The organism is Halalkalibaculum roseum (assembly GCF_011059145.1).
Taxonomy (GTDB): domain Bacteria; phylum Bacteroidota; class Rhodothermia; order Balneolales; family Balneolaceae; genus Halalkalibaculum; species Halalkalibaculum roseum.
On record NZ_JAALLT010000008.1, the window covers coordinates 1 to 15,247 of the forward strand.

Consider the following 15,247-nt stretch of genomic DNA (forward strand, 5'->3'; position numbering starts at 1 on the left):
TCCCACTACGTCAATGAACATTGCGATAATCACAAGGATTATCTAGTCACTAAAAAGGCGGAATTGCTCCGCCAAAGATGCCTGAAACGAGCCGGCTTCTATTTGAATTCCGACTCCCCTTTCAGGGCGATGCAATGATAAGGATCTTAAGCTCTCATTGCAAATATAAAATCAACTTATTTTGAAATATTTTTAAAGGCGTACAATTGCCTCACCGCAAACAATTTCAAAACGGTTTATAATCAATCTTTTAGGAAAAGTAGCTAAAAAAGCCCGACCTATTCTTCTTCAGATTTGCCTGATGAAGATTCATCTTCTTTGGACTCTTTCTTAGCTTCCGTTTCTTTCTTCTTGGAAGCTTTAGTCCCTTTACTCTTTTTGGTAGAGCTTGAAGAAGATTTGCCGGCTCGTCGCGTACGCTTGGTCTTAGTACTGTCTTCTGGTTTGATATCGTTGTAATCAACGAGCTCTATGACAGCCATGTCGGCAGAGTCTCCTGCACGGGATCCCATCTTGATAACACGGGTATATCCGCCGGGACGATCACCTACCTTATCGGAAATTTCTCCGAAGAGGTGAGAAACTGCCTGCTTGTCTTTCAGTTTTGAAAAGACCTGGCGACGATTATGAGAAGTATCTTCTTTTGCCTTGGTGATCAGAGGCTCAATAAACGTACGAAGCTCTTTTGCCTTAGGCAATGTCGTAACTATTCGGTGCTCTTTAATCAAAGCTACGGATAATGCACTCAGCGTAGCAGCACGATGTGAAGTAGTACGACCTAATTTTCTTCCTTTAACTAAATGACGCATCTTCTAAAATACTTTTATGATTTATCCAAAAATTTTGAGACATCCATTCCAAAATGGAGATTCTTGTCTTCGATCACTTCAACCAACTCAGCCAGTGACTTCTTACCGAAGTTTCTGAACTTTAGCAGATCCTGTTCATCTCTGGAAACAAGCTCACCAATGGTATTGATGTTGGCTGATTTCAGGCAGTTGTAGGCACGGACGCTGAGATTCAAATCTTCAATGCTTGTTTTAAGCAGATTTGCAATTCTCTGTTTTTCAGCATCAACCTCTTCCTCTTCCTGAGTGAATGGCTCATCAATTTTTTCTGTGATGAATTTCTCAATATGCTCTTTGAGAATTTTACCGGCGATAGTCAGTGCTTCCTTCGCATTAACGGAACCATCGGTAGTAATGTCCATAGTCAGCTTTTCATAGTCTGTACGCTGACCTACACGAACATTATCTACATTAAATTTCACTTGTTTGATCGGTGTGTAGATAGCATCTATGGGAATGAGGTTTACATCCTCTTCTGAATCGAAATTCTGTTCTTCGGCAGGTACGTAACCTCTTCCGCGTCCGACACGAAGTTCAATTTCAAGCTCGGCATCTTCAGACATCGTGGCGATAACAAGGTCTTTATTCAGGACTTCATAATCGGCTGTAGCCTCTGCAATATCATCAGCAGTAAGTTTGCCTTCACCTTTCTTGGTAATATGGATGATTCCACTACTCTGTTCTACCTGGCTGAAGCGAACTTCTTTCAGGTTTAGAATAATTTCATAAACATCCTCTTTCACACCCTGAATGCTGGAATATTCATGCTCAACACCGTTGATCTTAACGGCATTAATGGCAATTCCGGGTAGGGATGAGAGAAGGATTCTACGGAAAGAGTTTCCTATGGTAACACCGAAACCTCTTTCCAAAGGTTGTAGAACAAAAGTCCCAAAAGTGTCTTTGGATTCTTCTACCTCTAAACTCTCGGGCATTTGAATACTATAGTTGCTCATAATAAAAGCGAATAATGAAAATGTTGAAAATTACTTGGAGTACAGCTCAACAATAAGCTGAACGTTAATGTTCTCGGGGATCTCTTCCAGAGTCGGGTTGTTTAAATATTTACCTGACTTGGATTTCTTATCGATCTCGAGCCATTTGTACTTGCTGGTCGGTGCATGCTGAAGTGAATCCTCAATTACTTCCAGATTCTTCGACTTCGGACGAACAGAAATAACGTCACCGGGCTTGAGATGGTAAGATGGAATATTCACTACCTCACCATTTACCACAATGTGCTTGTGGCTGACCAGCTGCCGGGCTTGACGTCTGGTTCTGGCAATTCCCAAACGGAAAACAGTGTTGTCAAGACGGCTTTCGAGATATTGAAGAAGAATTTCACCGGTTACACCGTCTTTAGCATTGGCTTTGTGGAAAAGATTTGCAAATTGCTTCTCCAACAATCCGTAAGTGTACTTGGCTTTCTGCTTCTCTTCAAGCTGTATAGCATATTCCGATTTTCTGGAATATCTGGAACGTCCATGCTGACCCGGACCGTAAGGCTTTCTTTCAAGTGCCTTACTTGGACCAAAAATGGGTTCTCTGAAACGTCTTGCTTTCTTTTGTTTTGGACCTCTATATCTTGCCATAACTTATCTTCTACTTTTAAACTCTTCGTCGTTTGGGTGGTCTGCAGCCATTGTGCGGAATAGGCGTGCGATCTTTGATAGATGTTACCTCAAGTCCGCTGGAGGATAAAGCACGTATTGCTGCTTCTCTTCCTGATCCCGGACCCTTAACAAACACTTCTACACGACGCAGTCCCATTTCATAAGCTGCGGTTGCAGCTGTCTCGGAACTCAGTTGTGCCGCGTAAGGAGTATTCTTTCTGGAACCCTTAAAGCCTTCCTTCCCGGCTGATGACCAGGATAAGGCATTTCCATCAGCATCGGTAATAGTTACCAATACATTATTGAAAGTGGCCTTGATAAAAGCCATTCCATTTGGATCAGAAAGTTGCTTCCTCTTTTTTCTTTTACCTGCTGCAGGTTTTCTCTGTTTCTTTGCCATTTATCTACTCGTATTAGTGATTACTTCGAAACTTTTTTCTTACCGGCTACCGTGCGCCGCTTCCCTTTTCGGGTTCTGGCGTTTGTCTGAGTCCGTTGACCCCTTACCGGCAGGCCTTTTCTATGTCGTGTTCCTCTGTAGGAACCGATTTCAATCAGACGGCGAATGTTTTGGTTTACTTCGGTACGAAGTGCACCTTCAACCTTGTACTCCGAATCTATCTTCTTTCGAAGTTCTGCAACCTGATCGTCCGTCCAGTCTTTTACTTTGGTACTTCGGTCGATGTCCAGGCTATCAAGAATTTCCTGAGCAGTTGAACGACCAATACCATAAATGTAGGTAAGGCCTATTTCGCCACGTTTATCTTTTGGTAAGTCAATTCCAGCAATTCTTGCCATAAAAACTATCCGATTTTATTATCCCTGCCGTTGCTTGTGGCGTGGATTTTTCTTGTTGATTACATATACGCGACCATTGCGTCGAACAATTTTGTCGTCTGCGCTTCTTTTCTTAACTGAAGATTTGGTCTTCATAACGTTAAAACTTTGAATTAAAAATTATTTATAACGATACGTGATACGACCTTTAGAAAGATCGTATGGTGACATCTCCACCGCGACTCGGTCGCCGGGGAGAATTTTAATATAGTGCATTCTCATTTTGCCGGATACATGGGCCAGAATTTCATGCCCGTTATCCAGCTCTACCCGAAATTGTGCATTGGGCAGTGCTTCAATAATTTCTCCGTCTTGTTTAATTGGCTCTTCTTTAGCCATTCTCAATCTTTGCGTTAATTCGACTTTTTGTTATCTCATCAATATAATCAAAAGTACTGAGAATTTCAGCCTTTCCTTCACGTACAACTACATCGTGCTCGTAATGAGCGGCGATGCTTTGGTCTTCAGTAACAACGGTCCATCCGTCATTCAGTGTTTTAACCTTCCAACCGCCCATCGTGATCATCGGCTCAATGGCCAAGGTCATCCCTGATCGTAATCGTTCGCCCCTGCCGGGCTTGCCGAAATTCGGGACCGAAGGATCTTCATGCAGCGATTTACCCAAGCCGTGTCCAACCAGGTCTCTTACCACACCGTATCCTTTGTTTTCACAATGATTCTGCACGGCATTTGAAATATCGCCCACTTTGTTGCCGTGAACGGTCTTATCAATACCTTTATAGAGCGATTCAAGTGTTGTTCTTAAAAGATCTAACGTTTTTTCATCGCACTCGCCTACCGCAAAGGTGTAGGCATGATCACCGAAGTAGCCGTTTTTCTCTACCCCGCAGTCTATGGAAACAACATCGCCTTCTTTCAAGTTTCTTTTCTCGCTGGGTATTCCGTGAACTACTTCTTCATTAATCGAAATACATAGTGTTGCCGGAAACGGATTTTTGTCAGTTCCATATCCCTTAAAAGCGGGACGGCCGTTATATCTTTCAATATATTCTTCGGCTACCCGGTCCAGCTTGGCGGTGGTTACACCCGGTTCAATATGTTTCGCCACTTCTGCAAGCGTGCGCGAAACAAGCTGCGCACTATCACGCATTTTTTCAATTTCCGATTCACTCTTCAGAAATATCATCAGGCCCTGCGTCTACCTTTGATCTTGCCTGTCTTCATAAATCCATCGTAGTGACGCATCATCAGGTGACTTTCAATCTGCTGTAGGGTGTCAATTGCTACACCGACTATAATTAACAGGCTGGTGCCGCCATAGAACATGGCAAACCCCGGGGTTACACCCAGCCGTGCAGCAAAGGCCGGCAAGATGGCAACAAAGCCCAGGAACAAAGCTCCAGGTAGTGTCACCTTAGTAAGAATGTTGTCAATAAATTCTACAGTTTGTTTGCCTGGACGTACGCCGGGGATAAATCCACCCTGTCGTTTCATAGTGTCGGCCATTTCTCTCGGATTAACCGAGATTGCTGTATAGAAGTATGTAAAGAACACACAGATAATGAAGAATATGATCGAGTACGTTATTCCCGTAAAGTCAGATGACCACGCTGTCAACATTTGCACAGTTTCGTTATTGGGAAAGAACGTTCCCACCGTACTCGGGATAAACATGATAGACTGAGCAAAGATAATCGGCATTACACCTGCGGCATTAACTTTCAGCGGCAGGTACTGTGTGGTTCCACCGTAAACTTTTCTTCCGACAACCCTCTTGGCATACTGCACAGGAACTTTTCGTACCCCCTGGGTTAATACCACACAAGCTGCAATGACTAGTATTAGTGCTGCAAGTTCAGCTATTACGATAATGGCATTGCTTTTGGTGGTGACCTCATTGATCAGATTCGTTGGCAAAGCAGCTATAATACCGATCATTATAAGAATCGATATACCGTTTCCGATGCCTCTTTCCGTAATACGTTCACCGAGCCACATTACAAATGTAGTCCCCGCTGTCAGTATGATCATAGAAGTAATGACAAACGTCACATTACTAACCACAATAGCATTCGGTGAAGTCGCCATCAGGTTTATCGCAAACCCTATAGACTGTACAAGAGTAATTCCAACGGTACCGTACCGGGTTAACCGGTTAATTTTTCGTCGTCCTTCTTCTCCTTCTCGCTGAAGCTTTTGGAAATAAGGAACTACTGCCCCCATTAGCTGAATAATAATTGCCGCTGTAATGTAAGGCATAATACCCAATGCAAATACACCGGCCCGTGTAAAGGCACCTCCAACAAACATATCGAAAAGTCCCAGCAAGCTGGAAGCATTTCCGGTACTCTGTACCAGTTGTGAAGCGTCCACGCCGGGCAGCGTCACATAACTTCCGATTCGGTAAACCATCAATATACCGACCACGTAGAGGATGCGATTTTTCAGCTCCTCAATCTTAAATATATTTCGAAAGTTTTCTACTAAACTCATTGAGTGATGTTAAAACTAAAATGTTATGATTCTATAGTAGTAACTGAACCGCCGGCTTTTTCTACTTTTTCTTTACCAGACTTGCTGAAATCGTGAACTTCAATTTCTACTTCTGAAGAGATTTCCCCTCTTCCCAACAGTTTCACAAGATCACCATTATCAATCAATCCTACTTCTTCGAGGTCAGACAAGGTAATTGTCTTTCCGAGACGTCCGTCTTCAACAAATGCATCAATAGTATCTACGTTCAAGGGTACATACTCAGTACGGAACGGATTCTTGAACCCGAACTTTGGAATGCGTCGCTGAAGTGGCATCTGTCCGCCTTCGAACCAGAATCGCACTTTGAAACCGCTTCGTGACTTCTGTCCGTTATGACCACGACCAACAGTGTGGCTACCGTGTCCTGAACCTTGCCCGCGTCCGATACGCTTGCGGTCTTTTTGATTCGGTTTTGGAGCTTTTAAATTACTTAAATCCATTTTGTGTCAACCGGAATTTATAATTCTTAATATTCTATTATCCTTCAAAAACTTTACCCAGCGAAACGCCTCTGCGCTGCGCAACTTCAACGGGATCCGTCAAATTCTTCAATGCATTATAGGTAGCCTTGACCATGTTATGCGGATTTGAAGAACCCAGTGATTTGGTCAATATGTTCTGTATTCCTGCGATGTCAAGCAGCGCCTTTACGGGTCCGCCTGCAATTACACCGGTACCTTCAGAGGCCGGACGCAATAGTACTTCACCGGCACCTTCCTTACCAACAATGCTATGGTAAATACTACCCGTCTGGGTCATCGGTACCTTGATCAGGTTTTTCTTGGCGTTATCGAATCCTTTCTGGATGGCATCTGATACCTCATTTGCCTTACCGAGTCCGTGACCGACAATACCGTCTTTATTGCCTACAACAACAATAGCATTGAAACTAAACCGGCGTCCACCTTTAACTACTTTGGATACCCGGTTAATATGAACCAGCTTTTCTTCCAGGTTCAGATTAGTAGGTGTGATGTTATGTCTTCTTCTAATTTTAGGCATAATAAATCGTTTTAAAAGTCTAAACCACCGTTTCGGGCGCCATCGGCTAGTGCCTTAACAACGCCATGATATTTATATCCGCTTCTATCAAAAACGGCTTTGTCAATTCCTTGATCTAATGCTAGCTTGGCTAAGTGTTCACCGACTACTTCGGCTTTTTCCATTCTGGTTTTATCTTTCAGATCTTTGGCCAGATCATCCAGTTTGGTGGATGCGGAAACTAAGGTATTACCGGCCAAGTCGTCAACCAACTGAGCATTAATGTGCTTGTTGCTTTTGAAAATACATAATCTTGGTCGATCAGAAGTTCCACGTATCGTTGAACGAATACGTCGGCGAATTCTATCTCTGCGTAGTCTTTTCTTTGTATTCTTTTCCATTTCAGATATTTCCTATTAAGCTTTAGCAGCAGATTTACCGGCTTTACGACGAACCCACTCATCAACATAACGTACGCCTTTACCTTTGTAAGGTTCTGGCGGACGAAGAGAGCGAATTTTCGCAGCCACTTGTCCAACTAATTCTTTGTTTATACCCGACACAATAAGTATCGGATTCTTCTTTCTTTTGGTATCCACTTCTATATCGATACCATCGGGAGCAACAAAATAAATAGGGTGTGAGAAACCAAGGTTCAGTTCCAATACACCGTTATTTATTGAGGCGCGATATCCAACCCCGATAATTTCTAATTCCTTCTTATACCCTTCTGTAACACCGGTTATCATATTGTCAATGAGAGACCGGTAAAGACCGTGTAATGAACGGTCCTGCTTTGCTTCAGAATTGCGGGTTACTAAAATTTCACCGTCTTTCTTTTCAATAGTGATGTTGGGATGTACCTTTAAAGAATCGCTACCTTTCTGACCTTTAATGGTAACTACGTTATCAGCGTCAATGCTGAATTCAACATCTTCTTTTAAAGAAATTGGCTGTTTTCCGATACGAGACATAATTTCTTACCAATTTATTTTAGTAAACAGTGCATAATACTTCGCCGCCAACATGCAGCTTTCTAGCTTCTTTATCCGTCATAACTCCGCGAGAAGTTGACAGTACTACAACGCCTAAACCATTCAAGGCCCTGGGTATATCATCAGCGTTGCAATAGACTCTCAGTCCGGGCTTTGATTTACGCTGCATCTTTTTAATGACCGGATGACCATATGAGTCATACTTCAGGAACAGTCGAAGCATACCCTGTTTGCCATCATCAATATTGATATACTTATTTATATATCCTTTATCGATGAGGATCTTAGTCATCGCGCGCTTCAGTTTGGAAGCGGGAATATCAACACGGCGATGTCCTGCCTGTTGAGCGTTGCGAATGCGAGTTAAATAATCTGCTATTGGATCAAACATATAAGTTCTGAATTAGATGGTTACCAGCTTGCTTTACGCACTCCAGGAATTTTTCCATCAAGTGCCAATTCCCTGAATTTGATACGGGAAATGCCATACTTGCGGATGTAACCGCGTGAACGGCCGGTAAGACTGCAGCGATTATTCAGTCTTGTAGGACTGGCATCGCGCGGAAGTTTCTGAAGTTCTTCATACTTCCCTTCTTCTTTAAGCTTGCGGCGTTTTTCCGCATACTTTTTTACCGTTTCTCTCCTTTTTTTATTACGTGCAATCCAAGCTTTCTTAGCCATAGTACTGTGTTGCTTATTAGGTTATTTTCGTTTTACAAAAGGCATTCCAAAATGCTTCAGCAGGGCATAGGCTTCTTCGTCCGTTTCCGCACTGGTAACGAAGGTAATGTCCATGCCATGAACCCTGTCTACATTATCGGTATCGATTTCAGGAAATATAGTATGTTCCTTAATACCTAATGTATAGTTACCGCGACCGTCAAAGCTCTTGTCAGGTACTCCCTGGAAGTCACGTGTTCTGGGTAATGCCAGATTGATCAAACGATCTAAAAATTCATACATGATTCGTTGGCGCAGTGTTACTTTGCAACCTAGCGGCATTCCTTCTCTCACCTTAAAGTTTGAGATAGATTTCTTTGCCTTGGTAGTTACAGGTCGCTGACCGGTAATTCTGGCCAGGTTTTCCGATACCGTATCTACAATCTTTGTGTTTTCAACAGCATCGCCTACGCCGGTATTAATGACAATTTTCTTAAGCTTAGGGACAGCCATGATATTATCATAGTCAAAGTCTTCCCTGAGCTTGTCAATAATTTCTTCTTTGTACTGTGTATAAAGTCTTGCTTCTGCCATTCTATTTTAAATACTTAATTGTCTATGATCTCGCCGCTGTCTTTGGAATAACGTACCCATCTTCCGCCACCGTCTTCTTCAATGCGTTTACGGCCGATTCTGGTGGGTTCACCCGTGGTAGGATCAATTACCATAACATTTGAGATGTGTATCGCCATTTCACGTTCAATTCGGCCTCCCTGGGGGTTATCCTGGGTCGGCTTATCGTGATGAACACGCATGTTGATTCCCTCAACCAGTACTCGTTCTTTTTCAGGGAATACAGCGAGTACACGTCCTTCCTTACCGCGGTCATTACCGGCAATAACTTTGACGTTATCGCCTTTCTTTACATGTAATTTCTTCTGTTTGTTTTTAGTACGTGGCATAATATTCTTAATTGTAAAAGGCTTCGAGTGTTATCCTGTTTATGCCTTTTGTTGATTCAAACGTATATCAAAAAATCTTTATAGTACTTCCGGAGCCAGTGAGACAATCCGCATAAAGTTGCGTTCTCTAAGTTCCCGTGCAACAGGTCCGAAAATTCTGGTACCTACCGGCTCTTGTTCTTTATTAATCACAACAGCAGCATTTTCATCGAACCGAATATAGCTGCCATCTTTTCGACGCAGTTCTTTTTTGGTTCTCACAATAACTGCTGTAACTACTTCCCCTCTTTTAACGGTACCGCCGGGGATGGCATTTTTAACAGAGCAGGAAATCAAATCACCCACACGTGCATATCTTCTTCGGGAATCTCCCAACACCTTGATGCACTGCAATTCTCGGGCACCGCTGTTGTCAGCAACATTAAGTCTGCTTTGAATCTGTATCATTTTAACTCTTAGTATTTGTGGCCGGTTCTAATTTTATTTCAAATCGGCCTCATTAAGTGATCAATAATTAAACAACGTCTAGTGTAAAACTGAGAGCGCAATTACTTCGCTCTTTCCAGGATGTCAACCAGGCGCCAAGTCTTTCTTTTTGAAAGCGGACGTGTTGACATGATCTGTACAGTATCACCAGCCTTGGCATCATTTTCTTCATCATGCGCCAGGTATTTGGTGGTTTTGGTAATAAACTTACCGTAAATGGGATGCTTAATCTGACGATCTACTGCAACTGTGATCGTCTTGTCCATCCTGTCACTGACTACTTTGCCAGTACGTTGTCTTCTTTGTGCTCTTTCAGTTTGTGCCATAGTTTCTTCCTTATTCAGCACTTCCGTTTTGTTCTTTTTCATGTATAATTGTTTTCAAACGAGCTATTTCACGTCTCGTCATTTTAAGTCGTGCAGGATTCTCCAATTGTCCGGCAACTGCATGATTAAATTTCATGTTCTGCAGTGCTTCTTTCTCATCCTTAACACGTGCTCTTAATTCCGTTAAAGACAGTTCTCGTAATTCGTGTGCTTTCATGCTACTTATCTCCTTTTCAATTAAGGTCCGTCGTAATCTCGACGAACGATAAATTTCGTTTTCATTGGAAGTTTATGTGCAGCACGAGCCATTGCTTCGCGTGCCTTAGCTTCAGAGACACCGGCGATTTCAAACAATATGCGTCCGGGTTTCACAACGGCTACGTAGTGGTCAAGTGCACCTTTACCTTTACCCATTCGTGTTTCAGCGGGTTTAGAGGTTTTAGGCATGTCCGGGAATATCCGGATCCATGTTTGACCGTCTCTTTGTAGCCGGCGGGCAATAGCAATACGGCAGGACTCTATCTGCCTGGAGGTGATGTACTTGGGCTCTAAAGCCTTGATACCGAAATCACCAAAGGCGAGTGTATGTCCTCGTTGGGCATTGCCTTTAAGGCTTCTTCGATGCTGCCGACGACGTTTTACACGTTTTGGTTCTAGCATGATTCTTGAAATTAATCGTTAATTAGTTACTTCTGTTGCGACGACGGCTTCTTCTGGACCGTCGTTGACCTCCGCGACCACCGCGGCTGTCTTCTTGCTGATTGCTGTGAGCGGTACCCGGTGTCAATTCAACATCGCCAAGTACCTCACCTTTAAATATCCAAACCGTTACTCCAATAGATCCCTGTATGGTATTGGCTGTAGTATTGTAGTAATCAATATCAGCTCGAAGCGTATGCAGTGGTACACGACCTTCTTTATACTGTTCAGTTCGTGCCATTTCAGCACCGCCTAATCTTCCGGCACAACGAATCTTGATGCCTTCAGCACCCATTCGCATGGCCGAAGAGATAGCCGTTTTCATGGCTCTACGAAATGAAATCCTAGCCTGCAGTTGCTGCGCTATGTTCTGTGCAACAAGGCTGGCATCCGTTTCAGGGCGCTTGATTTCACTTACATTAATTTGAACTTCTTTACTGGTAATTTTCTTCAACTCTTCACGGAGAAGTTCAATCTGCTCACCGCCCTTACCGATAATTACACCGGGTCGGCTGGTTTTAAGCGTCAACAGAATTCTCTTAGGAGTTCTTTCAATGATGACACGTGAAAGTCCACCGTTCTGAAGCCGTGTATGCAAATATTCTCTGAGCTTCGTGTCTTCGTAAAGAATTTCCGGTTCATTCTCTTCCGAATACCAGTTGGAATCCCAACCGCGTATGATTCCGAGTCTTAAACCTATTGGATGTGTTTTTTGTCCCAAGGTGTTACCGTTTTATTATTAAACTAATTCTTCTTCTTTTTTAGCCACTACTACAGTAATGTGGCATGAACGCTTGTTGATGGGATGCGCACGTCCCATCGGTGCGGGTTGAATCCGCTTTAATGTTGCGCCTTCATCTACATAAATTTCTTTGATGTAAAGATCTTCGTTTTCAAGACGTTCTTCCTGAAACTTGTCCCGAATATTGGCAGCTGCAGATTTTATTACCTTCGCTACATCAGGTGCCGTAGCTTTATTAATAAATTCCAGCTTCTTCAATGCTCGGTTGACCTTCTCTCCACGTACGATATCAACTACCAGGCGTACTTTTCTTGGAGATTTACGAAGGTGCTTTTGTACAGCTCTCGCCTCAAATTTTTGTTCTGCCATAATTCAGCTTACGGTTTTCTGGTTGCAGATTTATCTGCTTTTTTAATCGGGTGACCACGGAATGTTCGTGTCGGTGCAAATTCACCGAGTTTGTGGCCTACCATATTTTCAGTGATATAGACGGGAATAAATTGTTTCCCATTGTGAACAGCCAGCGTAAGTCCTACAAAATCGGGAGTGATCATCGAGCCTCTTGACCAGGTTTTGATGACGTTCTTCTTCCCGCTTTCATTCATTGCATCGATCTTACGCTGCAACTTGTAATAAACAAAAGGTCCTTTTTTCAGCGATCTTGGCATAAGTAAACCTATTTAGACTTTTTTCTGCTTCGAACGATGTAGCGATTCGAAAGTTTTTTGCGTTTACGTGTCTTCTTACCCTTTGCGGATTGACCCCATGGAGAACGCGGATGCCCTCCAGAAGCTTTTCCTTCACCACCACCCATCGGGTGATCAACAGGGTTCTTGGCAACACCGCGACTGTAAGGCCTGTTACCTTTCCATCGATTTCGTCCGGCTTTACCAAGCGTAGTATTAAAGTGATCCGGGTTACTGGTGTTACCTACAGTAGCATAACAACTTCCCAGTATCATTCTAACTTCACCGGATGGCAGCTTTACCGTAACATATTTATCGGTCTTTGCAATCATCTGTGCCACTGTTCCGGCACTTCTGCATAGCTGTCCACCTTTTCCGGGATTCATCTCAATATTATGGATGAAAGTACCCGGAGGCATATTCTTCATGGGTAATGCGTTACCGCGATCGGGGGCAGCATTTTCACCGCTAATGATAGTATCACCGACACTCAGTTTATTAGGAGCAATGATATAACGTTTTTCACCATCAGCATATGCGATCAGAGCAATGCGTGCAGAGCGGTTCGGATCATACTCAATGGTTTGAACCGTAGCAGGTATATCATGCTTGTCACGGTTGAAATCAATGTGTCGATAACGACGTTTGTGACCACCGCCTCTGTGGCGTGAAGTCATTCGACCGCGATTGTTACGTCCACCGGACTGCCCTTTTCCTTTAAGAAGACGTTTTACTGTTGGCTTCTTCTCGGTAACATCATCGAATACGGGCGCAATACGGTGCCGTGATCCTGGTGTAGTCGGTTTTAATTTTTTTGTAGCCATCGAACTAGTGTTTTCTAAATTTCGCTAAAGAAGTCTATTTCGCCTTCTTTGAGAGTTACAATTGCTTTTTTCCAAACTTTAGATCTTCCTTCAACATATCCGCCCTTAGTAAAACGACCTTTGGGCTTGGAAGGCATAACCATCGTATTCACTTTGGCAACCTTTACGTTTGGATAACGCTGTTCAACTGCCAGTTTAATTTCAGGCTTTGTAGCATGCTTATACACTTTAAAGGCATACTTACCTTCTTGCTGCAGTCTGGAAAGCTTTTCTGTTATCAGTGGTTTCTCTAAAATCTTATCCATTATGCGGCCTCCTCAGTAGTTTCAATTGATTCCTGAAGTACATCAACAGCTCCTTTCTGAATCAAAAGCACATCCGCATCCAGAATTTGGTAGGTATTAGCTTTATTCCCTTCAAGTACCTGAACACCGGGAATATTACGCGCTGATTTGTACACATTGATGTCGGTTTCTGCCGTAAGGATCAATACCTTTTTATCATCAATATCCAGTGCTTCAAGCATGTTAGCGATATTGCTTGTTTTAGGCGCTTCATAAGTGAAATCTTCTACGACAATGATCGCATCTTCACTTGCTTTCAGAGAAAGGGCTGACTTACGAGCCAATCTGCGCATCTTCTTAGTCATCTTGACGTTATGCACTCTTGGACGAGGCCCGAATACCGTACCACCACCTTTCAGAAGAGGTGACCGTATGGAACCGCGACGGGCCATTCCGGTACCTTTCTGACGATAAGCCTTACGACCACCGCCTCGTACTTCACCACGTTCCTTGGTTTTAGCGGTACCTTGTCGCTGATTAGCCATGTAGCGACGAACATCTTCATATATCACCGTTTCATTCGGCTCAATAGCAAATATGCTGTCGCGCAGTTCAGCACTGCCGCTTTCTTTGCCTTCAGTTGTGTAAATCGAAATTTTCATCGTTTATTGATCGCTATCTATTGTAAATTTCAACAATGCTTCCATTCGCACCGGGTACAGAACCGGTGATCATAATCATATTGGATTCAGTAAAAATCTTAGCAACGGTCAGATTCTTAGTCTTGGTTCTCTGATTTCCAGATCGTCCTGCCATCTTCATTCCTTTAAAAACCCTTGAAGGATCTGAAGCCTGTCCAATAGAACCGGGATGACGCTGCCTGTTGTGCTGTCCGTGAGTTGCTTCACCGACACCGCTAAAATTGTGTCTCTTTACTACACCGGTAAAACCTTTACCCTTGGTAATTCCGACAACATCAACGCTGTCGCCAACGGTGAACACATCATCAACTTTCAGCTCATCACCTTCGGACATTCCTTCAGGATTGAAATCACGGAATTCTTTGATGTGTTTCTTGGGATTGGTTCCTGCTTTATCAAAATGACCTTGCAACGGCTTGGAAGTACTTTTTTCCTTGCGGTCAAAAGACGCAACCTGAATTGCCTGGTAACCATCCGTTTCTTCAGTTTTAACCTGGGTTATGACGCAGGGTTGCACCTCGATGACGGTCACTGCAAAGTTCCGACCGTTCTCATCGAACATGTTTGTCATCCCAATTTTTTTACCAATTAAACCACTACTCATAGTGCTATAAATTAATTGCTTATTCTAAAATGCTTCGCTGTTAAAGTTGCATAGGTTCAGGCAACCGACAGCCAAGACTTCGTTATACTTTAATTTCTACATCAACACCGGAGGGAAGCTCCAGCTTCATAAGTGCATCAACAGTCTGTGATCCTGTGGACAGAATGTCAATCAGTCTCTTGTGAGAACGATACTCAAACTGTTCACGGGATTTCTTATTAACGTGTACAGATCTGTTAACCGTGATGATATTCTTCTTTGTAGGAAGAGGTATCGGCCCGGAAACAACAGCTCCTGTAGACTTAACTGTTTGTATGATCTTTTCTGCTGATTTATCAATCAGGTTGTGATCATACGACTTTAATTTGATACGAATCTTTTGTTGTGTAGCCACAGCTATATATTTAGTTCATCAGCTTTAAAGCAGCGTTACTAACCTTCAAAAAGATTAGCAACGCTTACTCGATTTCTTATTCAATAATCTTACTTACCACACCGGCGCC

29 protein-coding genes are annotated in these 15,247 nt (G+C 43.1%); all 29 read right to left on the minus strand.

Going from position 1 to position 15,247, the window contains the following annotated elements; translation table 11 throughout:
• Positions 1-278: 278 nt before the first annotated feature.
• The gene (gene rplQ / locus G3570_RS16085) at positions 279-809 is read right to left on the minus strand and encodes a 50S ribosomal protein L17 (protein ID WP_165143891.1); all 531 of its coding nucleotides are present in this window, start codon (positions 807-809) and stop codon (positions 279-281) included.
• 14 nt (positions 810-823) lie between these two features.
• Complete coding sequence (locus tag G3570_RS16090) at positions 824-1,804, minus strand: DNA-directed RNA polymerase subunit alpha (RefSeq protein WP_165143892.1); 981 nt, start codon at positions 1,802-1,804, stop codon at positions 824-826.
• A 30-nt stretch (positions 1,805-1,834) separates the two neighbouring features.
• A complete protein-coding gene (gene rpsD / locus G3570_RS16095; RefSeq protein WP_165143893.1) occupies positions 1,835-2,440 on the minus strand; it encodes a 30S ribosomal protein S4 in 606 nt (201 codons plus the stop codon).
• A 16-nt stretch (positions 2,441-2,456) separates the two neighbouring features.
• On the minus strand, positions 2,457-2,861 hold the full coding sequence (gene rpsK, locus G3570_RS16100; protein ID WP_165143894.1) for a 30S ribosomal protein S11: 405 nt from the start codon (positions 2,859-2,861) through the stop codon (positions 2,457-2,459).
• Between the two features lie 20 nt (positions 2,862-2,881).
• A complete protein-coding gene (gene rpsM, locus G3570_RS16105; protein ID WP_165143895.1) occupies positions 2,882-3,259 on the minus strand; it encodes a 30S ribosomal protein S13 in 378 nt (125 codons plus the stop codon).
• A gap of 18 nt (positions 3,260-3,277) precedes the next feature.
• On the minus strand, positions 3,278-3,394 hold the full coding sequence (rpmJ, locus tag G3570_RS16110) for a 50S ribosomal protein L36 (protein ID WP_165143896.1): 117 nt from the start codon (positions 3,392-3,394) through the stop codon (positions 3,278-3,280).
• Between the two features lie 24 nt (positions 3,395-3,418).
• Positions 3,419-3,637: a translation initiation factor IF-1 gene (gene infA / locus G3570_RS16115; RefSeq protein WP_165143897.1), complete on the minus strand. Its 219-nt coding sequence runs from the start codon at positions 3,635-3,637 to the stop codon at positions 3,419-3,421.
• Entirely contained in the window at positions 3,630-4,445 is an 816-nt protein-coding gene (gene map, locus G3570_RS16120; protein WP_165143898.1) for a type I methionyl aminopeptidase, read from the minus strand. The genes infA and map overlap by 8 nt, the downstream gene beginning before the upstream one ends.
• Complete coding sequence (gene secY, locus G3570_RS16125) at positions 4,445-5,752, minus strand: preprotein translocase subunit SecY (RefSeq protein ID WP_165143899.1); 1,308 nt, start codon at positions 5,750-5,752, stop codon at positions 4,445-4,447. The genes map and secY overlap by 1 nt, the downstream gene beginning before the upstream one ends.
• A 23-nt stretch (positions 5,753-5,775) precedes the next feature.
• Positions 5,776-6,234, minus strand: coding sequence for a 50S ribosomal protein L15 (gene rplO / locus G3570_RS16130; protein WP_165143900.1), 459 nt, complete (start codon positions 6,232-6,234; stop codon positions 5,776-5,778).
• 37 nt (positions 6,235-6,271) lie between these two features.
• Positions 6,272-6,796: a 30S ribosomal protein S5 gene (gene rpsE, locus G3570_RS16135; protein WP_165143901.1), complete on the minus strand. Its 525-nt coding sequence runs from the start codon at positions 6,794-6,796 to the stop codon at positions 6,272-6,274.
• 11 nt (positions 6,797-6,807) lie between these two features.
• Positions 6,808-7,176 (minus strand): 50S ribosomal protein L18, encoded by a 369-nt coding sequence (gene rplR, locus G3570_RS16140; protein WP_165143902.1) that lies wholly within the window; start codon positions 7,174-7,176, stop codon positions 6,808-6,810.
• Positions 7,177-7,191: 15 nt separating this feature from the next.
• Positions 7,192-7,749: a 50S ribosomal protein L6 gene (gene rplF, locus G3570_RS16145; protein WP_165143903.1), complete on the minus strand. Its 558-nt coding sequence runs from the start codon at positions 7,747-7,749 to the stop codon at positions 7,192-7,194.
• A 19-nt stretch (positions 7,750-7,768) separates the two neighbouring features.
• Entirely contained in the window at positions 7,769-8,161 is a 393-nt protein-coding gene (gene rpsH, locus G3570_RS16150) for a 30S ribosomal protein S8 (protein WP_165143904.1), read from the minus strand.
• A 20-nt stretch (positions 8,162-8,181) separates the two neighbouring features.
• Positions 8,182-8,451 carry a 30S ribosomal protein S14 gene (gene rpsN, locus G3570_RS16155; protein ID WP_165143905.1) on the minus strand — a complete coding sequence of 90 codons (270 nt, stop codon included), beginning with the start codon at positions 8,449-8,451 and terminating at the stop codon, positions 8,182-8,184.
• A gap of 21 nt (positions 8,452-8,472) precedes the next feature.
• Positions 8,473-9,024 (minus strand): 50S ribosomal protein L5, encoded by a 552-nt coding sequence (gene rplE / locus G3570_RS16160; protein WP_165143906.1) that lies wholly within the window; start codon positions 9,022-9,024, stop codon positions 8,473-8,475.
• 14 nt (positions 9,025-9,038) lie between these two features.
• A complete protein-coding gene (gene rplX / locus G3570_RS16165) occupies positions 9,039-9,392 on the minus strand; it encodes a 50S ribosomal protein L24 (protein ID WP_165143907.1) in 354 nt (117 codons plus the stop codon).
• A 78-nt stretch (positions 9,393-9,470) separates the two neighbouring features.
• A complete protein-coding gene (rplN, locus tag G3570_RS16170) occupies positions 9,471-9,839 on the minus strand; it encodes a 50S ribosomal protein L14 (RefSeq protein WP_165143908.1) in 369 nt (122 codons plus the stop codon).
• A 101-nt stretch (positions 9,840-9,940) separates the two neighbouring features.
• Positions 9,941-10,204: a 30S ribosomal protein S17 gene (gene rpsQ / locus G3570_RS16175; RefSeq protein WP_165143919.1), complete on the minus strand. Its 264-nt coding sequence runs from the start codon at positions 10,202-10,204 to the stop codon at positions 9,941-9,943.
• 10 nt (positions 10,205-10,214) lie between these two features.
• A complete protein-coding gene (gene rpmC / locus G3570_RS16180; RefSeq protein ID WP_165143909.1) occupies positions 10,215-10,421 on the minus strand; it encodes a 50S ribosomal protein L29 in 207 nt (68 codons plus the stop codon).
• 20 nt (positions 10,422-10,441) lie between these two features.
• The gene (gene rplP, locus G3570_RS16185) at positions 10,442-10,864 is read right to left on the minus strand and encodes a 50S ribosomal protein L16 (protein ID WP_165143910.1); all 423 of its coding nucleotides are present in this window, start codon (positions 10,862-10,864) and stop codon (positions 10,442-10,444) included.
• A 22-nt stretch (positions 10,865-10,886) separates the two neighbouring features.
• Positions 10,887-11,624 carry a 30S ribosomal protein S3 gene (rpsC, locus tag G3570_RS16190; protein ID WP_165143911.1) on the minus strand — a complete coding sequence of 246 codons (738 nt, stop codon included), beginning with the start codon at positions 11,622-11,624 and terminating at the stop codon, positions 10,887-10,889.
• Between the two features lie 18 nt (positions 11,625-11,642).
• Positions 11,643-12,014, minus strand: a complete 372-nt coding sequence (gene rplV, locus G3570_RS16195) for a 50S ribosomal protein L22 (protein WP_165143912.1) — start codon at positions 12,012-12,014, stop codon at positions 11,643-11,645.
• Positions 12,015-12,022: 8 nt separating this feature from the next.
• Complete coding sequence (rpsS, locus tag G3570_RS16200) at positions 12,023-12,313, minus strand: 30S ribosomal protein S19 (RefSeq protein ID WP_165143913.1); 291 nt, start codon at positions 12,311-12,313, stop codon at positions 12,023-12,025.
• Positions 12,314-12,321: 8 nt separating this feature from the next.
• Positions 12,322-13,155 carry a 50S ribosomal protein L2 gene (gene rplB / locus G3570_RS16205; RefSeq protein WP_165143914.1) on the minus strand — a complete coding sequence of 278 codons (834 nt, stop codon included), beginning with the start codon at positions 13,153-13,155 and terminating at the stop codon, positions 12,322-12,324.
• A gap of 14 nt (positions 13,156-13,169) precedes the next feature.
• Positions 13,170-13,460 carry a 50S ribosomal protein L23 gene (gene rplW / locus G3570_RS16210; protein WP_165143915.1) on the minus strand — a complete coding sequence of 97 codons (291 nt, stop codon included), beginning with the start codon at positions 13,458-13,460 and terminating at the stop codon, positions 13,170-13,172.
• Positions 13,460-14,101 carry a 50S ribosomal protein L4 gene (rplD, locus tag G3570_RS16215; protein ID WP_165143916.1) on the minus strand — a complete coding sequence of 214 codons (642 nt, stop codon included), beginning with the start codon at positions 14,099-14,101 and terminating at the stop codon, positions 13,460-13,462. Before rplD ends, rplW begins: the two co-directional genes overlap by 1 nt.
• Before the next feature lie 13 nt (positions 14,102-14,114).
• Complete coding sequence (gene rplC / locus G3570_RS16220) at positions 14,115-14,744, minus strand: 50S ribosomal protein L3 (protein WP_165143917.1); 630 nt, start codon at positions 14,742-14,744, stop codon at positions 14,115-14,117.
• 82 nt (positions 14,745-14,826) lie between these two features.
• Positions 14,827-15,138 (minus strand): 30S ribosomal protein S10, encoded by a 312-nt coding sequence (rpsJ, locus tag G3570_RS16225; protein WP_165143918.1) that lies wholly within the window; start codon positions 15,136-15,138, stop codon positions 14,827-14,829.
• Positions 15,139-15,247: the final 109 nt, after the last annotated feature.

Coding starts and splice junctions, on each gene's coding strand:
- rplQ (WP_165143891.1), bottom strand. CDS start 809: ATGCGTCATTTAGTTAAAGGAAGAAAATTAGGTCGTACTACTTCACAT.
- G3570_RS16090 (WP_165143892.1), bottom strand. CDS start 1,804: ATGAGCAACTATAGTATTCAAATGCCCGAGAGTTTAGAGGTAGAAGAA.
- rpsD (WP_165143893.1), bottom strand. CDS start 2,440: ATGGCAAGATATAGAGGTCCAAAACAAAAGAAAGCAAGACGTTTCAGA.
- rpsK (WP_165143894.1), bottom strand. CDS start 2,861: ATGGCAAAGAAACAGAGAAAACCTGCAGCAGGTAAAAGAAAAAAGAGG.
- rpsM (WP_165143895.1), bottom strand. CDS start 3,259: ATGGCAAGAATTGCTGGAATTGACTTACCAAAAGATAAACGTGGCGAA.
- rpmJ (WP_165143896.1), bottom strand. CDS start 3,394: ATGAAGACCAAATCTTCAGTTAAGAAAAGAAGCGCAGACGACAAAATT.
- infA (WP_165143897.1), bottom strand. CDS start 3,637: ATGGCTAAAGAAGAGCCAATTAAACAAGACGGAGAAATTATTGAAGCA.
- map (WP_165143898.1), bottom strand. CDS start 4,445: ATGATATTTCTGAAGAGTGAATCGGAAATTGAAAAAATGCGTGATAGT.
- secY (WP_165143899.1), bottom strand. CDS start 5,752: ATGAGTTTAGTAGAAAACTTTCGAAATATATTTAAGATTGAGGAGCTG.
- rplO (WP_165143900.1), bottom strand. CDS start 6,234: ATGGATTTAAGTAATTTAAAAGCTCCAAAACCGAATCAAAAAGACCGC.
- rpsE (WP_165143901.1), bottom strand. CDS start 6,796: ATGCCTAAAATTAGAAGAAGACATAACATCACACCTACTAATCTGAAC.
- rplR (WP_165143902.1), bottom strand. CDS start 7,176: ATGGAAAAGAATACAAAGAAAAGACTACGCAGAGATAGAATTCGCCGA.
- rplF (WP_165143903.1), bottom strand. CDS start 7,749: ATGTCTCGTATCGGAAAACAGCCAATTTCTTTAAAAGAAGATGTTGAA.
- rpsH (WP_165143904.1), bottom strand. CDS start 8,161: ATGTTTGATCCAATAGCAGATTATTTAACTCGCATTCGCAACGCTCAA.
- rpsN (WP_165143905.1), bottom strand. CDS start 8,451: ATGGCTAAGAAAGCTTGGATTGCACGTAATAAAAAAAGGAGAGAAACG.
- rplE (WP_165143906.1), bottom strand. CDS start 9,024: ATGGCAGAAGCAAGACTTTATACACAGTACAAAGAAGAAATTATTGAC.
- rplX (WP_165143907.1), bottom strand. CDS start 9,392: ATGCCACGTACTAAAAACAAACAGAAGAAATTACATGTAAAGAAAGGC.
- rplN (WP_165143908.1), bottom strand. CDS start 9,839: ATGATACAGATTCAAAGCAGACTTAATGTTGCTGACAACAGCGGTGCC.
- rpsQ (WP_165143919.1), bottom strand. CDS start 10,204: ATGGCACAAACTGAAAGAGCACAAAGAAGACAACGTACTGGCAAAGTA.
- rpmC (WP_165143909.1), bottom strand. CDS start 10,421: ATGAAAGCACACGAATTACGAGAACTGTCTTTAACGGAATTAAGAGCA.
- rplP (WP_165143910.1), bottom strand. CDS start 10,864: ATGCTAGAACCAAAACGTGTAAAACGTCGTCGGCAGCATCGAAGAAGC.
- rplV (WP_165143912.1), bottom strand. CDS start 12,014: ATGGCAGAACAAAAATTTGAGGCGAGAGCTGTACAAAAGCACCTTCGT.
- rpsS (WP_165143913.1), bottom strand. CDS start 12,313: ATGCCAAGATCGCTGAAAAAAGGACCTTTTGTTTATTACAAGTTGCAG.
- rplB (WP_165143914.1), bottom strand. CDS start 13,155: ATGGCTACAAAAAAATTAAAACCGACTACACCAGGATCACGGCACCGT.
- rplW (WP_165143915.1), bottom strand. CDS start 13,460: ATGGATAAGATTTTAGAGAAACCACTGATAACAGAAAAGCTTTCCAGA.
- rplD (WP_165143916.1), bottom strand. CDS start 14,101: ATGAAAATTTCGATTTACACAACTGAAGGCAAAGAAAGCGGCAGTGCT.
- rplC (WP_165143917.1), bottom strand. CDS start 14,744: ATGAGTAGTGGTTTAATTGGTAAAAAAATTGGGATGACAAACATGTTC.